This window comes from Gammaproteobacteria bacterium, from assembly GCA_040183005.1.
Lineage (GTDB): Bacteria > Pseudomonadota > Gammaproteobacteria.
The window spans coordinates 777,650-797,106 of sequence record JAMPIW010000007.1 but is presented as its reverse complement, the minus strand read 5'-3'; the positions used below and the strand labels follow the sequence as shown (position 1 = coordinate 797,106).

At 54.0% G+C, this 19,457-nt stretch carries 21 protein-coding genes and 1 pseudogene; 11 read left to right on the top strand and 11 right to left on the bottom strand.

The window, feature by feature from the left end:
* Window positions 1–60: 60 nt before the first annotated feature.
* Genes M3A44_09615 through M3A44_09600 form a run of 4 tightly spaced genes read left to right on the top strand, consistent with a single transcriptional unit; the run spans window position 61 to window position 4,759 of the window.
* Window positions 61–1,407 carry a phenylacetate--CoA ligase family protein gene (locus M3A44_09615; protein ID MEQ6341887.1) on the top strand — a complete coding sequence of 449 codons (1,347 nt, stop codon included), beginning with the start codon at window positions 61–63 and terminating at the stop codon, window positions 1,405–1,407.
* Window positions 1,408–1,419: 12 nt separating this feature from the next.
* The gene (locus M3A44_09610; protein ID MEQ6341886.1) at window positions 1,420–2,637 is read left to right on the top strand and encodes a terpene cyclase/mutase family protein; all 1,218 of its coding nucleotides are present in this window, start codon (window positions 1,420–1,422) and stop codon (window positions 2,635–2,637) included.
* Window positions 2,630–3,436, top strand: coding sequence for a formyl transferase (locus M3A44_09605; GenBank protein MEQ6341885.1), 807 nt, complete (start codon window positions 2,630–2,632; stop codon window positions 3,434–3,436). Before M3A44_09610 ends, M3A44_09605 begins: the two co-directional genes overlap by 8 nt.
* Before the next feature lie 45 nt (window positions 3,437–3,481).
* Window positions 3,482–4,759: a putative O-glycosylation ligase, exosortase A system-associated gene (locus tag M3A44_09600; GenBank protein ID MEQ6341884.1), complete on the top strand. Its 1,278-nt coding sequence runs from the start codon at window positions 3,482–3,484 to the stop codon at window positions 4,757–4,759.
* Window positions 4,760–4,763: 4 nt separating this feature from the next.
* Here the strand turns inward: M3A44_09600 and M3A44_09595 are convergent.
* The 10 genes and pseudogenes from M3A44_09595 to M3A44_09550 all read right to left on the bottom strand — a co-directional run bounded on the left by M3A44_09595 (window position 4,764) and on the right by M3A44_09550 (window position 11,665).
* Window positions 4,764–5,015, bottom strand: a pseudogene (locus M3A44_09595) (transposase).
* Between the two features lie 187 nt (window positions 5,016–5,202).
* Entirely contained in the window at window positions 5,203–5,793 is a 591-nt protein-coding gene (locus M3A44_09590) for a hypothetical protein (protein ID MEQ6341883.1), read from the bottom strand.
* Window positions 5,790–7,073, bottom strand: a complete 1,284-nt coding sequence (locus M3A44_09585) for a dihydroorotase (protein MEQ6341882.1) — start codon at window positions 7,071–7,073, stop codon at window positions 5,790–5,792. The genes M3A44_09590 and M3A44_09585 overlap by 4 nt, the downstream gene beginning before the upstream one ends.
* Window positions 7,073–8,053 carry an aspartate carbamoyltransferase catalytic subunit gene (locus M3A44_09580; GenBank protein MEQ6341881.1) on the bottom strand — a complete coding sequence of 327 codons (981 nt, stop codon included), beginning with the start codon at window positions 8,051–8,053 and terminating at the stop codon, window positions 7,073–7,075. The genes M3A44_09585 and M3A44_09580 overlap by 1 nt, the downstream gene beginning before the upstream one ends.
* An 18-nt stretch (window positions 8,054–8,071) precedes the next feature.
* A complete protein-coding gene (locus M3A44_09575; protein MEQ6341880.1) occupies window positions 8,072–8,518 on the bottom strand; it encodes a cupin domain-containing protein in 447 nt (148 codons plus the stop codon).
* A 15-nt stretch (window positions 8,519–8,533) separates the two neighbouring features.
* Window positions 8,534–9,001, bottom strand: coding sequence for a bifunctional pyr operon transcriptional regulator/uracil phosphoribosyltransferase PyrR (gene pyrR / locus M3A44_09570; protein MEQ6341879.1), 468 nt, complete (start codon window positions 8,999–9,001; stop codon window positions 8,534–8,536).
* 35 nt (window positions 9,002–9,036) lie between these two features.
* The gene (gene ruvX / locus M3A44_09565) at window positions 9,037–9,456 is read right to left on the bottom strand and encodes a Holliday junction resolvase RuvX (GenBank protein MEQ6341878.1); all 420 of its coding nucleotides are present in this window, start codon (window positions 9,454–9,456) and stop codon (window positions 9,037–9,039) included.
* Window positions 9,457–9,617: 161 nt separating this feature from the next.
* Window positions 9,618–10,178 (bottom strand): YqgE/AlgH family protein, encoded by a 561-nt coding sequence (locus M3A44_09560; protein MEQ6341877.1) that lies wholly within the window; start codon window positions 10,176–10,178, stop codon window positions 9,618–9,620.
* A 64-nt stretch (window positions 10,179–10,242) separates the two neighbouring features.
* Window positions 10,243–11,127 carry an energy transducer TonB gene (locus tag M3A44_09555; GenBank protein ID MEQ6341876.1) on the bottom strand — a complete coding sequence of 295 codons (885 nt, stop codon included), beginning with the start codon at window positions 11,125–11,127 and terminating at the stop codon, window positions 10,243–10,245.
* Between the two features lie 4 nt (window positions 11,128–11,131).
* Window positions 11,132–11,665, bottom strand: coding sequence for a Gx transporter family protein (locus tag M3A44_09550; GenBank protein ID MEQ6341875.1), 534 nt, complete (start codon window positions 11,663–11,665; stop codon window positions 11,132–11,134).
* A 264-nt stretch (window positions 11,666–11,929) separates the two neighbouring features.
* On the opposite strand from M3A44_09550, the gene M3A44_09545 reads away from it, so the two are divergent.
* The 5 genes from M3A44_09545 (at window position 11,930) to M3A44_09525 (ending at window position 16,820) form a co-directional block, all read left to right on the top strand.
* On the top strand, window positions 11,930–12,295 hold the full coding sequence (locus M3A44_09545) for a VOC family protein (GenBank protein ID MEQ6341874.1): 366 nt from the start codon (window positions 11,930–11,932) through the stop codon (window positions 12,293–12,295).
* Between the two features lie 60 nt (window positions 12,296–12,355).
* Window positions 12,356–13,015, top strand: coding sequence for a phosphoribosyltransferase (locus tag M3A44_09540; protein MEQ6341873.1), 660 nt, complete (start codon window positions 12,356–12,358; stop codon window positions 13,013–13,015).
* A 125-nt stretch (window positions 13,016–13,140) separates the two neighbouring features.
* Complete coding sequence (gene htpG / locus M3A44_09535) at window positions 13,141–15,018, top strand: molecular chaperone HtpG (protein ID MEQ6341872.1); 1,878 nt, start codon at window positions 13,141–13,143, stop codon at window positions 15,016–15,018.
* A 63-nt stretch (window positions 15,019–15,081) separates the two neighbouring features.
* Window positions 15,082–15,456 carry a S4 domain-containing protein gene (locus tag M3A44_09530; protein MEQ6341871.1) on the top strand — a complete coding sequence of 125 codons (375 nt, stop codon included), beginning with the start codon at window positions 15,082–15,084 and terminating at the stop codon, window positions 15,454–15,456.
* A 245-nt stretch (window positions 15,457–15,701) separates the two neighbouring features.
* Complete coding sequence (locus M3A44_09525; GenBank protein ID MEQ6341870.1) at window positions 15,702–16,820, top strand: PilT/PilU family type 4a pilus ATPase; 1,119 nt, start codon at window positions 15,702–15,704, stop codon at window positions 16,818–16,820.
* A 28-nt stretch (window positions 16,821–16,848) separates the two neighbouring features.
* On the opposite strand, the gene M3A44_09520 is transcribed toward M3A44_09525, so the two are convergent.
* A complete protein-coding gene (locus tag M3A44_09520) occupies window positions 16,849–17,577 on the bottom strand; it encodes a dihydroorotate dehydrogenase electron transfer subunit (protein MEQ6341869.1) in 729 nt (242 codons plus the stop codon).
* A 159-nt stretch (window positions 17,578–17,736) separates the two neighbouring features.
* Between M3A44_09520 and M3A44_09515 the strand changes: the two genes are divergently transcribed.
* Both M3A44_09515 and M3A44_09510 read left to right on the top strand, forming a co-directional pair.
* On the top strand, window positions 17,737–18,018 hold the full coding sequence (locus M3A44_09515) for a hypothetical protein (protein ID MEQ6341868.1): 282 nt from the start codon (window positions 17,737–17,739) through the stop codon (window positions 18,016–18,018).
* 146 nt (window positions 18,019–18,164) lie between these two features.
* Window positions 18,165–19,457, top strand: a complete 1,293-nt coding sequence (locus M3A44_09510; GenBank protein ID MEQ6341867.1) for a TolC family protein — start codon at window positions 18,165–18,167, stop codon at window positions 19,455–19,457.

Sequence of the window (19,457 nt, the reverse complement as noted above, 5' to 3'; positions counted from 1 at the left end):
TCGCGCAACTGGTACGCTAACTGGGTGTCTAGCGTTCTTTTTCCATTGCACGAACATTTGATGCATCGTCCTACTTTCCCCTATCTGGATACCCTGGAGCGGAGCCAGTGGCTTTCCAGGGAAGAGATAGAAAGACTTCAAATGGTTAAACTTGGCGAGCTGCTTGACCTGGCGCTCAAGCACAGCCCCTGGCACGCCAATCGAATCCGCGAGGCGGGTATTGCGTTGGGAAGTGGCGCGTCGCTGAGCATGGAAGATCTGCAACGCCTGCCGACAATGAATAAGGCAGACGCGATGGCAAACATTGATGATATCGCATGGCGCGATGTTCCAGGCGGGGCGTTCAAATACAACACAGGCGGTTCCAGCGGCCAGCCCTTGATCTTCTACTATGGCCGTAGCCGCCAGGGATCCGATGCGGCTGGGCGCATCCGGGCGCGCCGCTGGTGGGGCGTTGATGTGGGCGACCGGGAAGTATATCTATGGGGAGCACCCGTGGAATTGAACAAAACGGATCGCATTAAAACCCTGCGCGACCGTATGCTCAATCAACTGGTTCTAAATGCCTTCGATATGTCGATATCGAATATGGATGCCTACATCGACGCCATCCATAATTTTCAGCCAAAATGTATCTATGGCTATGCCAGTAGCGTGGCGCTCCTGGCGGCGAGGGTAGATGCGCGCGGTATAAAGCTTAACTTGCCCGGTTTGAAGGTGGTGTGTACCACCGGTGAGCCGCTATATCCCTATCAAAGAACATTGATCCAGTCTGTCTTTGGCGTACCGGCAGCCAATGAATTCGGCAGCCGCGACATCGGTTTTACCGCCCACGAAACACCTCAAGGCCAGATGCTACTCATGAGCGAAAGCATCATTCTTGAAGTTCTCGATCCGAATGGCCACCCCGTTGCCCCCGGGCAGATTGGAGAAGCGGTGATGACGGGCCTATGTTCCCAGGCCCAACCATTTATCCGCTATCGTACCGGCGACATGGTGCGTTGTGCCGATGAAGCATGCAAAGAGGGCAGGGGACTGCACGTTATTTCAGAAGTGATAGGCCGCGCCACGGATTTTGTTATTCACCCGGACGGCACGGTGATGCACGCGCTCGCGGTAATTTATGTGCTAAGGGCGACGGAGGGGATAGGGGAATTTAAATTTATCCAGCATACCGTGGACAGGGTGGAAATCCTGATCGTTCCAAATCAACATTGGCAACCTGATTTCAGCAAAAAAATCATACAGGGGATTCAGGCGCGATTGAGTACGGATGTCAGGGTTGAAGTGCGTCTGGTGGACGACATTCCTCCAGAAGCCTCCGGGAAACACCGTTATGTCGTCAGCCATGTGGCGCTGCCTGCCGGAGTAGGCGCTATCGGGCAAACTCAAGAACAGTCTTTGTAGAGAAATAAAACAATGAGCCTCAGTAAACTTATTGGCTATAAACCCTGGCGACCACGCCATTTTCGTCTCATCGCTCAGGATGTGATGTCGATGTCGAGTCAGCCCGAGCAGGATCATATTACCCATCTGCGGGCGGCAATCGAATGGCTGTGTGTGGCGCAAGACGCAAGAGACGGAAAATCCGATGCGGGTGGAGTCTCGGCAGGCTGGAGCTTTGAGGATGGCTGGCTGCCAAGTTACCCGGAAACAACGGGCTATATCATCGAAACTTTTATAGCAGCCGCGAAGCTGTTAGATCAGCCTGAATTGTTGCGCCGGGCGCACCGCATGATCGACTGGGAGCTGTCAGTACAGCAGGCCGACGGTGCTTTTCCCGGCCACTTCGGCGAACCAGGTAGCCAGCCTGTTATTTTCAACACTGGGCAGATTATGCACGGCATGTTAGCGGGTTATCTGCAACTGGGTCGCTCAGAGTGTTTGCTTTCCGCAGTAAAAGCCGGGCACTGGCTAGCCAGGCAGCAAGATGAAGATGGTTGCTGGCGCCGCTATGAGCACAACGCGCTACCTCACACATACAATACTCGCGGAACCTGGGCATTGCTCAGCACAGGGATGGTAGCGGAAGAGCCGACGTTAAAAAATGCGGCGATGCACAACCTCAATTGGGCGCTTACCCAGCAAACGGATTCAGGCTGGTTTGCCACCAACGCCTTCACGCTCGACCGAGCGCCGTTTACCCACACGATTGCCTATGCCATCCGGGGATTCCTGGAAAGTGGCATATTACTGGGTGACGACCGCTATATCGGTGCAGCAGTCAAGGCTGCCAAAGCCATGTCAACGGCACAGCGTGAAGACGGCTGGCTTGCAGGAACATACGGCGATGGTTGGGTTCCAAAATCAACCTATTGCTGCCTGACGGGCGTTGCGCAAATGGGCCTTAACTGGACGCGTCTTGCTCAGGATTGCGGCGTAATCGAGTTCAAGGAACCTGCGCGCCGCGCACTGAGCTATCTGAAAAAAAATCATCGGCTCAATGATCCAAGCAGCGCAGTAAGAGGCGGCATCGCAGGATCAGCACCCATCTGGGGGGGGTATTCAAGATTTGAATATCCCAACTGGGCCGCGAAGTTTTTCGCGGATGCGCTGATGATGGACATGGCGGACATCGCCATACCACCTGTACCCAACGTAAAGGAACGCGCTGTAGAGATTCAACACCATGTCTAAACTGGCAGTTATGATCCTCTGCGGACGCTCTCCACGCCACTTGTACGTGGCCAACAGGTTATGCCGCGCCGCCAACCCGGTCGCTATCATCCAGGAGACTGGAAGTCACTGGAGTGCAAAAAAGATTGCGAAACTGCTAAGGCCCGATAATTTCTTTCGCAAAGCATGGCGCTGGCTGCGTGACCGGAAGCGCTACACAGGCGGTGGCGAAGCCACTTTTTTCTTTGGCGAACAGAACCCTCGCCTTGAACGAGAAGATTTGCTGGTGGAAGTGCCACACATCAATCATCCGGATGTCATTGCATGGGTTGAAAAATGCAATCCAGACATCATCGCTGTGTTTGGCACATCATTGATACGCGGAGAGCTGCTAAAAAAAGGGCGGCTAGGCATCGTGAATTTACATGGCGGCCTTTCGCCAAATTACCGTGGTGCCGACAATACTTTTTGGGCGCTTTACAACAAGGAGCCTGAACAGGTGGGCTGCACCCTCCATTTTATCGATGCCGGCATAGACTCAGGAAAACTCATTGCTCACATCAGCCCGTCTGTGGAAGAGGGGGATGATGAATTGACGCTCTTCTGGCGAGCCGTGCGTGACAGTGCGGAAATTTATGCGGAACTGTTTGATCGGCTGGAACAGGGGGAACAGTTGGGTCAAGCACAAACCAGCAAAGGACACCTTTACCAAGTGAAAGATCGGGGCTTATGGCATGAGCGTAAATTGGCGCAGCTATTACGAAATGGACTCTTGAAAGGGATCTGTTTACAACAGCGTGTTTTCTGGTTCAGGAAATAATAAGGTGGCGATACTGTCAACAAACTGCCATGGCGGTAAAACACCATGAGAGATATTTTCGTTACACTGGTTGTCCTGGGCAGCATTCCTTCGATCTTTCTGCAACCTTACATTGGAATATTGGTCTGGTCGTGGCTTGGGTATATGAATCCACACCGGCTAACCTGGGGTTTTGCCGTTAATTACCCCTTTGCCATGATCGTAGGAGTTGTCACACTCGTTGCTTTTGTTTTCTCGAAAGAGTCCAAGCGTATTCCATGGACCAAGGAAACGGTCTTATTGTTGATATTTATTTTATGGATGCTGGTGACCACCTTTTTCGCGCAGTATCCCAGTCTGGCATGGGTGCAGATGGAGAAAATTGCCAAGATTCAGCTAATGATTTTTCTGACGCTGATACTCATTAATACCCGCGAACGCTTGCATGCGCTGGTCTGGATCATTGCCCTGTCATTAGGGTTTTATGGGATCAAGGGCGGAATTTTTACTATCACTAGCGGTGGTGGTGAGCATGTCATGGGGCCGAATGGCACGTTTATCGGCGGCAATAACGAAATTGGCCTTGCGCTGATTATGACCATCCCCTTAATGCGGTATCTTCAATTAAATACCCGGCAAATATGGCTGCGTAACGGCCTTGCAGGGGCGATGTTTTTTACCATCATCGCGATATTGGGGACGCAATCACGCGGTGCACTACTGGGCATGTCCGTAATGGGTCTTTTTCTCATCATGAAAAGCCGCCAGAAGGTTATTCTGCTGATTCTTTTAAGTCTTGCCATTCCCGCAGCATTGTCTTTCATGCCTCAGTCATGGTTTGACCGTATGCATACCATCAAGACATACGAGGCTGATCAATCGGCCCAAGGGCGCATTGAAGCCTGGCAATTTGCTTTTGATACCGCAGTAAAAAACCCTCTCACTGGAGGTGGTTTTGAAATCTTTGCCGGACGGACCGAAGCCCACAGCATTTATTTTGAGATTCTTGGTGAGCATGGCTTTGTAGGCCTAATCCTGTTCTTGATGCTATGGCTGTTCGCATGGCGCGCGGGTGGCTGGGTCATAAAAAACGCCAAGAGCATCCCTGATGCAAAATGGCTGTCTGATTTGGCGTCAATGCTACAGGTGAGCCTGATTGGATACGCCGCAGCAGGAACCTTTTTAGGTTTGGGATATTTCGATCTTTACTATCACTTGTTTGCCATGTTGGTGCTGTGCAAGGTGTTGATGCTGAAATCCCAGGCAGGACATGCACCCGCAGGTACCAACGGGCAACTTAAGCCATGGTTTGAGAGGCATGGTGAACAAAAACAGGAGAGGTGACTATTCAGCCTGAGGCAAGCTGAAGGGGATTGCCCATGAAAGGGCGACGAAGCAGTTCGAACGTGTTGTGTCCCTGTTTGTGCCTGGTGTCGAGGTAGGAACGGATGGTGCAGAAGTTCTCCGCCCCTTTGACCGTACGGAAGCAGCCGGAGATTTTTTGCTTCACTTTTGGCATTCGGATCGCGCGTTCACCCAGATTGTTTGTGAAGGGTACACGAAGGTTTGTCACGAAGCGCAGCACCTCGGTCGCATGTTCGCTCATCCGTCGCTCGCTTACGCGTCGCTTCCATGGCTGGCGCCGCTGAGGAGCCATAAAACAAAAGCATGGATTTCTTCAGCGAAATTCACCGGATGGGTGGCAAGTAAAATAGTGATGTGTATTTGAATATTTTCGTGTTTTTTGTGACTTTTGTGGATAACTGAGTTTTTTAGAAAAATAACTGTCAGGGATTGCCTGTTTCTTTATCCGTGCATGATGGCTCCACATCAAATCCAAGGTGATAGTAGGCGTGCCAGCGGCTTTTTTCCTTGAGGGGAGATCCTGGCCATACGTTAAGGTGTATACCTTCCTTGCTGGTGCATTGAGAAAAATGCGCAGGTTTTTTTTCGAGGCCGAATTTGGCCTGTACCGTGCCATTTTTCTCTTTCAATGCAACATGTTTTCCAATAATTCCGAATCCAAAGGCGGCAGCCTGATCATTTTGAAGTAATTTAAGTGCATAGCGTGTTTGCGGCTGACTGTCGTCTATCGAGACCGTTTGCGTACCATTATCGCCACATGCTGGCCCCGCCACTTCGGCCTTAATCAACGATTGCGGTTCGCCCGGGCCGCCCGGCGTCACAATCATAACCGGCATGCCTTTGACCAAATCCGCGCGCTGGGTTTCCAGGCATTGCAGGCCATCTTTCTGGGTGAAGACTACACCCACAAGAGACGCATAGCGGGAGGCGGGCGATTTGCCCACTGCTGCCGCGTTGGATGGCGCTGCAATGGCCAGTGCGGCCAGCACTGTGAAGATCAGTCTGAGGTTCAAGAATCCGCCAACTCATACACAATCTTGCCTGCCAACAGTGTATGGGTCACGCGGCCTTTGAATTCCCATCCCATGAACGGCGTGTTACGGCCGCGGCTTTGCAGGGTGCTTTCCGTCAATTCCCAATAGCGTTGCGGGTCGAAAATGCAGATGTCCGCAGCCGCTCCCGTGCTTAGCGTGCCGGCCTCGATGCCGAGGATTTGCGCGGGCTTATGGGTTAGGCACGCCAGAACTTCGCTGAGCGTGAGCACATCTTCATCCACCAGCCGCAGGCTGAGCGGCAACAGGGTATCAAGGGAGGATATGCCCGGCTCAGTGGCGCTGAAGGGGGCCAGCTTGGCATCCGGCTCATGCGGCTGGTGGTCGGAGCAGATCGCCGCCACAGCGCCACGCGCCAAGCCTGCGCGCAACCCATCGCGGTCGCGTTGGGTGCGCAATGGCGGGGTGACATGGCATTGGCTGTTGAAGTCGGCCACGTCCATTTCCGTGAGATATAAGTGATGCGCGCTCACATCCGCGCTAACCGGCAGGCCATCGTAACGTGCGCGCGCCACCATGCGTACCGCACGTGCTGTAGACAGCCTGCAGAAGTGCGCGCGTACCCCGGTCTGTTCAATCAGCATCAGATCGCGCGCCACCGCCGCAGTCTCGGCGGATTCGGGGATGGCGGGTAAGCCAAGGCGGGTGCTGACAGCGCCTTCGTGCATGCAGCCTTTGTTGCGCAACCAGGGGTCTTCGGGGTTTAAAAATACCGTCAGGCCATGCGTGGCGGCGTATTCCATGGCGCAGCGCAATACATGGGTATTGGTGATGGGGCGCAGAGCATTGCTGACCCCGGCACAGCCCGCCTCTTTTAATGCTGCCATTTCACTCAAACTTTCCCCCGCCAACCCTTCAGTGAGTGCGCCCAGCGGTACAATCCGTGCGTATCCTGCCGCCTCGGCGCGGTTACGGATGAGTTCGATGACCGCAGGCGTATCAATCACGGGGTTGGTATCCGGCGGGCAACACAAGGTAGTGATGCCCGCGCTGGCTGCCGCCAATGTTTCGCTGGCGATAGTGCCCTTATGTTCCTGGCCGGGTTCGCGCAGGCGGGCGCACAGGTCTACCAGGCCGGGGCAAACAATCAGGCCGGTGGCGTCGATTTCACGGTCTGCCGTAAAGCCTTGAAAAGCATCGCCGATGGCTAGGATGCGGCCATCGGCGATGAAGACATCCTGCACGCCATCAATGGTGTTGGCAGGGTCGATAACACGTCCATTTGAAATGCGCAGGCGCATCAGGTGATCTCTCCTTCAATATTTGCGTGAGAGGACATGGCCATTGACATGATCGCCATGCGAACCGCGATGCCATGTGTGACCTGTTCAAGGATCACGGAACGCGAACCATCGGCGACTGCCGAGTCGATCTCGACGCCGCGATTGATGGGGCCGGGGTGCATGACGATGACATCCGGCTTGGCGAGCGCAAGTTTTTCTTCCGTCAGCCCGAAAAGGCGAAAATATTCATGTTCACTGGGCAGCAATGCACCGCGCATGCGTTCGTGTTGCAGGCGCAGCGTGATCACCACATCAACATCGCGCAACCCCTCGCGCAGATCGTGATGGACATGCACACCGAGGGCTTCAACATCGGCGGGCATCAGGGTTTCAGGCCCGATAACGCGCACTTCGTTGACGCCGAGCGTGGTCAGTGCATGGATCTGCGAGCGCGCCACTCGCGAATGCAGAATGTCGCCAACGATGGCGATATTGAGCGGCGCAAAGTCCTTTTTGTGGCGGCGAATGGTGAACATGTCCAGCATCGCCTGGGTAGGGTGCGCATGGCGGCCATCACCGGCATTGATCACGCTGATGTGCGGTGCGACATGCTGGGCAATAAAATGCGCCGCACCGCTGCGGTCATGCCGCACCACGAACATATCGCAGTGCATTGCCTGAAGGTTGTGCAACGTGTCGAGCAGGCTTTCGCCCTTGCTGGTCGCCGAGGCCGCGACATTGATGTTAAGCACGTCTGCTGAGAGGCGCTTGGCGGCGAGTTCAAAAGTAGTGCGGGTGCGCGTGCTGGCTTCGAAGAACAGATTGACGATAGTCTTGCCGCGCAACAGGGGGACTTTCTTGATGGATTGCTCTGTGACGCCGGAAAACGATTCGGCGGTATCCAGTATTTCCACCAGCAGTTTGCGGTTCAAACCCTCAATGGTTAGAAAGTGGCGCAGACGGCCGTTTTTGTCGAGCTGTATATTGTGGCGTCTCATGTCGCGGGTTGCATCTTTCTATTTGCTGGATGGGTTGATGATGGTCTCTTTATCCGGCCATATGACATTCGACCTGCCTTCTTCACCGGAATAGAATACCAAAATCGTTACCGGCGTTTTGCCAAAATTTTTCCCGTTGTGCCAGGTGTTCATTACTTCGACAAAGGCCGTGCCTGCCGGAAATTCATGCCGTGAACGGTCTTGCATATCGACCGTAAGGTTTCCTGTCTGGACATAGGCATAAGTGGGTACGGGATGCTTGTGCCAGCCGGTTTCCGCGCCTGGTTCGAGTTGAATGATCAGCGAGGTGACTTCTGGCTTATTGGTTTGCAGATATTGAATCTTGTCTCCGATGGTGGTCGTCGTGGATTTCAAAAGAGGCGTGTTTTTAATGGCACTTTCCGCCCAGGCCGAAGCGATGATGCAACTGGCAAGCAGCGCCACGATGGATGGCCATATTTTCATGGGGATTACCTTAACTTAGCGGATGGTTTGCAGGCGCAATGCCAGTGGCTCAGGCCCCGTGAGCTTGATATGGGTGTTTGCCTCCAGCTCCATATGCTGGCCTACCACATCAGCCTGGATCGGTAGTTCACGTCCACCGCGTTCGATCAATACCGCCAGGGTGATGGCTGTGGGGCGGCCATAGTCGAAGATTTCATTGAACGCGGCGCGGATAGTGCGCCCGGTATTCAGCACGTCATCGACCAGGATGATATGGCGGTCATCCACGTTAAAAGGCAGATGCGAAGGCTTAACCTGGGGGTTGATGCCGATGCGCATGAAATCATCGCGATAGAATGAGATATCCAGGCTGCCGAGAGGTTGGCTCAAGCCCAGCAGGCTGTGCAGCCGTTGCGCGACCCATACCCCGCCCGTATGGATGCCGACCATGGCGGGATCGTGTACATGCAGGGTATCCATGCGCGATTTTAAGTCCTGCGCCATTTTGGCGATCAGTTGATCGATATCGGGTAGCTGGGTCATTGCTCTGTGCCTTTTGTTGCTGATGTTTTTGCTTGCTGTTCGGCCATCCATGTTTGCAGGATGACCTGTGCGGCCACCGCATCCACTCTTTGTTTGCCGGTTTTTGAGCGCCGTTTGCCCGGCGTAGCCAAGAGCTGTTCAGCCTCCCTTGAAGATAAGCGCTCGTCGATCAGGTGTACGGGCAAGCGATAACGTTCCCGCAACCGATTGCCAAAGCGGCGCGCGGCGTGCGTCATATCGTTTTCGTTGCCATCCATGCTCAATGGGATGCCGACAATCAACGCATCCGGGCGCCATGTGTCGATCAGGCGCGAGATAACGTCCCAGTCCGGCTTGCCATCGGTGGCAGGCAAGATCTCCAGTGAGGTGGTTGTCAGGGTAAGATCCTGCCCGGTTGCCACACCGATGCGTTTCATACCGAAGTCAAAGCCAAGAAATGCCCGGGGCTGTCTGGACGGCATTTCAGGGTATACGTGCAGAGGCCTCTGAGAAACTCAGAGGCCTCGTGATGCATGGATGTCCCGCACGAAAGTCAAACATGCAACTTTTTGATTTTGCACGTTGAGAGGCCTGCTGCTCATGCATGTCCAACATCGCCGGAGAGCCGGTTCAGATCTATCCCCGACAGCGCCGCAGCAGCCTGCCAGCGTTGTTCACTGGGAATATTGAACAGAATAGTGTGATCAGCGGGACCGTTCAGCCAGGCGTTATCCGCCAGCTCCTGCTCCAGTTGCCCCGGCCCCCATCCGGCATAGCCTAGCGCAATAAGCGATTGTTCCGGCCCTTCTCCCCGCGCAATCGCCTCCAGGATGTCGCGCGAACTGGCAACGCCAATGTCCGACACTTTCAATGCGCTGTCCCACGCGCCAGTGGGCCGGTGAATAACAAAGCCCCGTTCACGTTGCATCGGCCCGCCCATGAACACCGGCAGACTGGCGATGGCAGGTGTGGCGGCTTCGATACCCATATGCTGAAACACGTCACTGAGCCTGATATCCAACGGGTGATTGATGACAATGCCCAGCGCCCCTTCAGGGGTGTGCTCACATATATAGGTGACGCTGTGAAAAAAATTCGGGTCCGCCAACGCAGGCATGGCGATCAGGAACTGGTTGGTCAGTGAGATGGATTCGGTCATGTGGCTAGTATCGGCTACAAAGGTGGCAGGTGACAAGGTGAATGCGTAGGAAATTACCTAATGGTTACTGCCCCGTTTCCAGCCGGTTGTCCTGGAATTGCCAGGTACGTGTGATATGCAGGATGTCGGTATCATTGCGCATTCCTTCCGGGAAGGGTCCGAAGGGCGAGGCAAGCTGGACAATACGTTTGGCGGCGTCGTCCAACGCCTTGTGGCCGGAGGAGCGGCGTAGCGTAATGGCGTTGAGCGTACCATCCTGGTTCAAGGCGACATCGAGCAGCAGTTCGCCGGATATGTTGCGGCGCCGGGCTTCCTCAGGGTAGTTGAGAGTGCCAATGGACTCGATCTTTGCTTGCCACGCCGCCAGATAAGCGGCATCGCGGTATTGCGCCGTCTTGGCCGAGATGAAACGATGCTTGGGGCGGCGCGCATAGGACTGGACGGACTCGCTGAGCTCGGCCTCCAGCCGGGCGATTTCCCTGCTGCGCATCACCAGCTCCGCAGCGCTGGAGGTTGCATGAGGGGCGGGTGATGGCTCATCAGTGGGTACGTTTTGCTGCGCAGGGTTGCGTAGCGTGGTTATTTGAGGGGCTTGAGGCGCGATGGTGGTCAGTATGGTCGCAGGTGCCTGGCTCACCGGCGCATTGCCTGTGACAGGTGCTGATGGCGGCGAGGGAGGAGGGGCAGTCGGGCGGTGCTTGGTCTCGCTCGTGCCACCGCCTTCCTGGTGCGCCTGCGCCAGGAAATCAGGGTTTTCTACCTTTGTTTTGGTGGGCGTGTGCGCCAGGATGATTTCCAGCGTGGGTGTGCTCACGGGTTTATTTTTGGCCATTTCCTGGCTGAAAGAGATGCCAAGAATAATTAGGGCGTGTATGACGATGGCAAAAAAAAGCGTCAGACCGAGACGGTCGGTCGATGTGATTGGCGAATTCGGGTGTACAGCAGCCATAAGGTTAATTGCGGATCCGGCTCAACGTCATATGGACTATCATACCGCTCACTATGCCAAAGATCACCGATGCGGTCATCAGCACCGGCAGGAGATGAAGCAGCCCCGGATGCGGAATGAATAACATGTAAGCAGCGTAGAATTGGCCCGCTATATGCGCCATGGCAGCGAGCACACTGTAACCGATCGGCCCAAAGCCACGTCCCGGCAGCCACTTTGATAGCTGGCTGGCCAGCCCGAGCGTAACGATACTGGCCAGCGCGCCGCTCAGGCTAAGCATGAAGGTGGGCGAGAGAAACGTGCCCATCAGCAGGCTGCCCACCAGCACCCGCAGACCAGTTATCCATGCAGCAGTAGACCATCCGAACTGGAGCAGCGCCAGAAGAGTAATCACATTGGCAAGCCCCGGCTTAACGCCAGGCATCGGGCTGGGGAGGGCGCTTTCCGCAATGTGAATTGTGATCGCCAGCGCAGTGAGCCAGGCGATGCGGTGGTCTTCTCGGGTAGTATTAAGGATCACAGCCGTGGATACTAACATGGTCTTGCCGGGTGCTTAATCATTTTATGTTTTCGAGGCCATGGTAAACGCATTTAGCATGCATTGAAAATCAAATAATGGCTCGTGGGGGGCTGTGGGTCGATTTCAGCTATTTTACGACTGACTCCGTTATAGCCAAATAGCGGCACAGCTTTCGGCTTGACTTGCTGATAATATGTACGGAAATATCGGAATCCCCCGAATTTACAAAGCAGGGTAGGTTATTACGGAAAATGGTCTGTTCTTGCTATAAGGAAAAACGTCATGCTCGATCATATAGGGATTGATGTAAGTGATTACGGAAAGAGCAAAGAATTCTACAAGGCGGCTCTGGCGCCGCTGGGGTATGGGCTGATGATGGAAGTGTATGGTTATGCCGGTTTTGGCGCTGATGGCAAACCTGATTTTTGGATTCATGGGGGCACGGTAACCACTCCGCAGATTCATATCGCATTCAGAGGCAAAAATAGGGCCACGGTATCGGCGTTTTATGAAGCGGCGATCAACGCAGGGGGCAAGGATAACGGCCCGCCAGGCATCAGAGCCATGTACCATCCACATTATTTCGGCGCTTTTGTGCTGGATCCTGATGGCCATAATATTGAAGCGGTTTGCCATGACCCTGAGTGATGATCCCGATGAGAAAAGTACGGTCGGATGGTGGTCTAATTAGAATTCAAGGAGGGCGTCATGAGCTTCTCAAACCGAGCTGAGGCAGCTGCCCGGCTTGCAAAGAGACTTGCAGGCTACCAGGGCAAAAACCCGCTGATTCTCGCCATCCCCCGCGGCGCGGTGCCCATGTCAAAAATCATTGCTGATGAACTGGGCGGCGAAATTGACGTGGTGCTGGTGAGGAAGTTAGGCGCGCCTTACAATCCTGAATTCGCCATCGGTTCGATAGACGAAAGCGGGTGGGCCTATATCGCGGATTATGCCGAAGAGGCGGGTGCAACCAAGGACTACATAGAGCGCGAAAAAAAGGCGCAACTGGAAACCATGCGCAGCAGGCGCGCCCAATACACACCGGTTCGCCCACCGATTGATCCGGCGGGTCGTATCGTCATCGTAGTGGATGACGGGCTTGCCACCGGCGCCACCATGATTTCCGCGTTGCATGCGTTGCGCGCCAAACATCCCGCAAAACTGATCTGCGCCGTACCCGTTGCGCCACCGGATACGGTAGAGAAAGTGAAGACCTATGCCGACGAAGTGATATGTCTGGAAACACCGGTTTATTTCCAGGCGGTAGGGCAATTTTACGACGTATTTCCGCAGATTGAAGATGACGAGGTTGTTGCTACTCTCAGGGAATCGGTTAAACATCCTCCCTTTGTAGTCGAGGGGGATTAATTTCCGGACGGATGGCCGCAAGGTATAATTTCTCTCTCGACATCTCCTTACCTGTATTATTGGGAGACAAATAGAGTGGGATTTTTTCCTGTGAACAAACATCAACCAAGGAGCTGATTCACCTCATGACCACAGAGACGCACAAGGAAACCCTGGGTTTTCAGGCCGAGATTCAGCAGTTGTTGAAGCTGATGATCCATTCATTGTACAGCAACAAGGAAATCTTCCTGCGTGAGCTGATTTCCAATGCCTCCGATGCGGCGGATAAGTTGCGTTTCGAGACGTTGACGGATAACGCACTCTACGAGGGGGATAGTGATCTCAAGATTAGCGTGTCCTTTGACAAGGAAAACCGCACCGTCACCGTGACGGATAACGGCATTGGCATGAACCGCACTGAAGTGATGGAGAATATCGGCACCATCGCCAAATCCGGCACACGGCAGTTTTTTGAGTCACTCACTGGCGACCAGGCTAAAGATGCGCGGATGATTGGGCAGTTCGGCGTCGGCTTCTATTCCGCTTTCATCGTCGCAGACAAGGTAACCCTCACCACGCGGCGCGCGGGGCTGGGCGCGGAGCATGGCGTGCGCTGGGAGTCTGGCGGAGAGGGGACATACACGCTGGAAACCGTCGACAAACCCTCGCGCGGCACGGAAGTCGTGCTCCACTTGCGTAGCGACGAAGACGAATTTCTGGATGGCTACCGGTTGCGCCACATCATCCATAAATATTCTGATCACATCTCCCTGCCCATCATGATGAAAGCGCAGGACAAAGATGAGAGCGAGACCGTCAATCGGGCCTCGGCCCTGTGGGCACGTCCAAAAAAAGAGATCAGCGACGAGGAATACACGGCATTTTACAAACATGTGTCGCATGATTTCGAAGAACCGCTCGCGCATGTGCATAGCCGCGTCGAGGGTAACCAGTCCTATACCACGCTGTTTTATGTGCCCAAGCGCGCCCCGTTCGACCTGTGGGATCGTGACGGCCGACACGGTATCAAGCTGTATGTGCGCCGCGTTTTCATTATGGATGACGCCGAGCAGTTGATGCCCAATTATCTGCGTTTTGTGCGTGGCGTGGCGGATTCCGACGATCTGCCGCTCAATGTCTCTCGTGAAATTTTGCAACGCAACAAACAGATCGACACCATCCGCGCCGCCTCGGTAAAAAAGGTGCTCGGCCTGCTGGAAGACCTTGCGAAAAACGACAAGGAAAAATACGCCACATTCTGGAAAGAGTTTGGCCGCGTACTCAAGGAAGGCCCGGCGGAAGATTATGCCAATCGTGAGCGCATTGCCAAACTTCTGCGCTTTGCTTCCACGCATAACGACACGGATGCCCAGGATGTCGCGCTGGAAGATTACATTGCACGCATGAAGGAAGGGCAGGGCAAGATCTATTACATCACTGCCGATAGCTTCGTCGCCGCCAAACACAGCCCGCATCTGGAGATTTTTCTCAAGAAAGGCATTGAGGTGCTACTGCTTTCGGATCGCGTCGATGAATGGCTGATGGGACATTTCACCGAATTCGAGGGCAAATCCCTGCAATCCATTGCCAAGGGTGATCTGGGCCTTGATGCTCTCGAAGATCAGGAAGAAAAACAGGAGCTGGAAAAGGCCGCCGACGAACTAAAAGACCTCACCGTAAAGATGAAGGAAGCATTAGGGGATAAGGTCAAGGTCGTGAGGGTCAGTCACCGGTTGACCCGTTCACCCTCGTGCCTGGTAGTGGAAGAACACGACATGGCGGTTAGCATGCAGAAGCTGCTCAAGTCGGCCGGGCATGCCGTGCCTGACGTCGCACCCAGCCTGGAAATCAATCCGCAGCACCCGCTGGTGATGCGATTGAACAACGAATCGGATGTCCAACGCTTTACGGATTGGACACATATCCTGTTCGACCAGGCCTTGCTCAACGAAGGCGGCCAGCTTGATGACCCGTCGGCTTTTGTGCAGCGGTTGAATGAATTACTGGTAACGCTGACCAAATAATCCGCTTCACAGGCACCAGGAGCAGTAGCCATAAACAAGCTTGACACACAAACCCAGGAAGACGTGCGTCTGGATAAGTGGCTATGGGCTGCGCGTTTTTTTAAAACCCGTGCATTGGCAACAAAAGCGGTGGAAGGCGGCAAAGTGCATGTTAATGGCGCACGGGCAAAGCCCGCCAAGCCGGTTCATGTGGGCGATGAAGTGCGCATCCACCGCGAACAATATGAATATGTGATCAGCGTGCGTGGCACCGCCAGTCAGCGCCGTCCCGCCCCGGAGGCGGCGCTGCTGTATGAAGAGTCGGAGCAAAGCAAGCAGGTGCGCGCTGAACTTGCACAGCAGTTACGGATGGAGGCGGCAGGCGGTACGCACGAACAGGGGCGCCCCAGCAAAAGGGATCGGCGTCATATTATTCAGTTCAAGCAAAAGAATAGGTAGCGCTCTTAACTGTCTGATATTCATATAATGTTAAAGATCTTATTTCAGGTGGAGTGATGTTCGTTTAACGAAGGGCGGGAATGGACATGCTATATTATCCATTAGCCCCAAAACCGTTCGCCCTGAGTCTGTCGAAGGGCCGTTCATGGTTCGACAAGCTCACCACGAACGGCGGTGTGCGCTCTATTTCGCCTGATGGACAATCTGGGTTAAATTCACATCCTTTTTTTATTGAAGAATAGTTTATGGAACTCACCTCTTTCCTCTCCGAAATGGTACGTAGGAGTGCATCTGACCTATTTATCACGGCAGGTGTTGCTCCCAGCTTCAAGATCAACGGCAAGGTCGTGCCCGTCGCTCAGGGCCGATTCACCCAGGACGAGGCGCGTGATGCAGTCCACGGCATCATGAATCCCAAACAGCGCCAGGAATTTGAGGCGACTCAGGAATGCAATTTTGCCATCCATCGGCAGGATATCGGGCGCTTCCGCGTCAATGTTTTCCAGCAGCAAGGCCATGTGGGCATGGTGGTGCGTAGAATCGAGACCAGGATTCCCACTTTTGAACAACTGAGTTTGCCGCCACTACTAAAGGATCTGGCATTAAGCAAGCGTGGCCTGATTATCGTCTCAGGGGCGACAGGGTCGGGAAAGTCGACATCCCTGGCGGCGATGATAGGCTACCGCAACAAATGTACCAACGGGCATATCGTTACCATCGAAGATCCGATTGAGTTCATTCATGCCCATGCCGGTTGTATCGTAACGCAGCGTGAGGTGGGCATTGACACACAGTCTTTCGAGGCGGCATTAAAAAATACCTTGCGTCAGGCCCCTGATGTTATAACGATAGGCGAGATTCGTAGTCGCGAGGTGATGGAGCATGCTATTGCATTTGCCGAAACAGGCCATCTTTGCCTGGCAACGCTCCATGCAAATAACGCCAACCAGGTGCTTGATCGCATAATCAATTTCTTTCCCAGGGATCGCCGTGACCAACTACTCATGGACCTGTCGTTGAATCTCAAGGCAGTGTTGGCGCAACGCCTGGTTCCCACGCCGGATGGACATGGCCGCCGTGTGGCAGTTGAGGTGCTTATCAACACGCCCTTGGTAGCTGATCTGATTCTTCGCGGGGAAAATCATTTATTGAAAGATTTAATGAGAAAGTCTGGTCAGCATGGCATGAGAACCTTCGATCAAGCCTTGTATGAACTGTATATCCAAGGGAAAATTACTTATGAGGACGCCATCAGCCACGCCGATTCCGCGAATGAAGTGCGATTGATGATCAAGCTTAGTGTCGGAGAGGCTCCCGCCGCAAGAAACTTCACTCTCGAAAGCACCGAGGATGAGGAGGCATGAAGTGTCACGCTTTCTTGGGTGAGAAAAACTACTGTTCGTGAAGTGACGCCTGATAGGCTACTTGATGATCGAGCGCCAATCTTGTGGCAGCCTCCACCATTAATCTCGGCCCGCTTGCAAATATCTCAGCCTCATCACGCTGGCCGGCAGTCAGCGATTCCAGCCAGATGCATGCCAGATCGACAACATTGCCATCAAAACAGCCTGGCAGCCCTTGGGTATTGGCAAGACGACTGGGGATGGCCCAGTCCTCCATGAGCGGCATGGCCGCGATGACGCCCGGAGGTATGCCGTGGACGATGAAACGGGAGGGGTGCGGGGCGAATGGAAGCGGGCCATCGAAACCCATCAAGAACAATGGCTGGATCGCCCTCTCATACCGCAAGGCGTCGGCCAGGAATATCAGGGATGGTATACCCACTCCTTCGCCTATGAGCAATGCCTGTGGCTTATCTTTGCAGGTAATGAAGGCATTGCCGAGTGGGGCTGTCAGCTTGATGTGATTTGCAGGCTTTTGTTGCGATAGCAGGAGGGTATCCGAGTCGACGGCCCGGTAGAGAAAATCCACCCAGCCTGCATTAGGATCCGTGCGCATAATCGATAACGAGCAGTGCGTTGTATCATAATACAGGCTGGCGAAATGGCCTGGGCGGGCGAGCGCGGCACATGCCGGTGCGTGCAGGCGGAGCATGTGGTAATGGTTGGCGAGTTTTTGATGCGAGAGTACCGCAGCGGTTTCATACTGATTGTTTGGCATGGTAGATTGGCGGACTCCGTGTGAACTTTACGATTTATTATATGTCTTATCGAAAGATAGGATGATTACCATCAGAAAATCGACTTTTGACTTTTGAGCTAATAGAATTACAATAACACTATGTTGTCTTTTCTAAAGCTCATTTCCAAGCGCACTATCATGGTGTTCGTATACCTGACTATGGTCTTTTCGATCTACCAGGGTGCGGGGAATGATATTCAAATTTCCTCCGGTGCTATTTTACAGCAGGAATATAACCCCCACACAGATCCCTCGATGGCTCCACATGCGGATGTTTCGGAACTTTCTGAAATGGACCCGGCGTTACCATCTTATCCCCAGGGAATAAAAAGCTCTTCAGTTACTGGTTGGCTTACTTACCATGTCGATTTCGACAGTCTGACCCTCCTTAAACCCAGCAAGCCTCCCACCGCCTCTTAAAGGTTTCCAAACTTTACGTGACAGTTACGTAAAGCTGCTATACCTTTTGTTATTTATATGTGCCCGTTATTGTCGTTAAGGGGCGGTCTCCCTACGTTTTTTGGCCTAGAAAATATGCTTATTTTTTTTAAAAAGTCAGGGTTATTATGAATGCTTCTGTTGCTGCCTCAATTTCATATCAAGCGCTGCTTTGCCTGCGCACATGGATTGGCGCCACCCTTATTCTGGCTGCGTTAGCTGCAAGCGCAAATCTTTCGGCGGCGGAACCTCCCTCGCTCACGCTCCAGACAATCATGCAGCTTGCCGAGCAGAATAATCCCGGATTGCAGGCATCGCGCGATCAGTTGGACATAGCGCGTGGCGTGCGGCGTACGGCGCAGGCATATCCAAACCCTGATGTTGAAATTGGCATGGGTCCATCCCGCACCCGCCAGTCGCAGGGGCAATCCGGGCAAAACAAGATCATCGGATTGTCTCAGCCTATTGAATATCCCAGCGTGCGCGAAACCCGGATTCGCGGCGCCGAGGCAGGTATCACCGCGACTGAGGCCGGATTTCAATCTGCGCGAATCAATTTTCTGGCGCAGATCAAAAACTCTTTCTATGACATCCTGCGCCGCCAGGACGAACTGCAAGTTGCCCAGGAAAACTTCAATCTGCTGGGACAAGTACGAGACCGCGTCAAGCTGCGCGTGAATATCGGCGAATCGCCGCGTTATGAATTAGTCAAGGCCGAGGCGGAGTTGCTGGGGGCCGCCAAGAACCTTGAAAGCGCGGCGTTGCGGGTCGATCAGGCCAAGGATTCCCTGCGCAACCTGATTGGTCCGGTGCTGCCGGAGGATTTCGAAGTGACGGGTAGTTTGCAGGCAGGTCAGCCAGTGCCATCGTTGGACACGCTTCGTCAGGAGTTGATGGTGCGCAGTCCTGATGTTGCCCAAAGCCGGGCGCGCGAGGAGCAGGCCAGGGCGCGCCTGGAATTGGAGCGGCGTTTGCGTATGCCTCAAATCACCGTAAAGGGGATTGTCGAGGACGACCCTGATCTGCGCAACTGGCGCATCGGTGTGTCTCTGCCGTTGCCGTTGTGGAATCGGCGCGAAGGCCAAATCGCCGAGGCGGCTGCATCATTGAGGCAGACTCAATCGCTGCTGGGGCAGCAGCGCCTGACCTTGCTGCGCGAGATGGAGGCGACCTATTCCAATTATCTTATCGCCAATCAGCAGGTGGCTGCCTTTGAGGGCGGATTGTTGAAAGAGGCTGAATCTGCGGTCAAGGTGGCTGAGGCGGCGTATCGCTTTGGCGAACGGGGAATTCTTGACTATCTCGACGCGCTGCGGGTGTTCCGCGCCGTCCGCCAGGATTTTCTTGCCGCGCGCTATGAACTACAGACCGCCCTTATTCAAATTGAACGCTTACGCGCCACTGATCTTGCCGGAGAATAA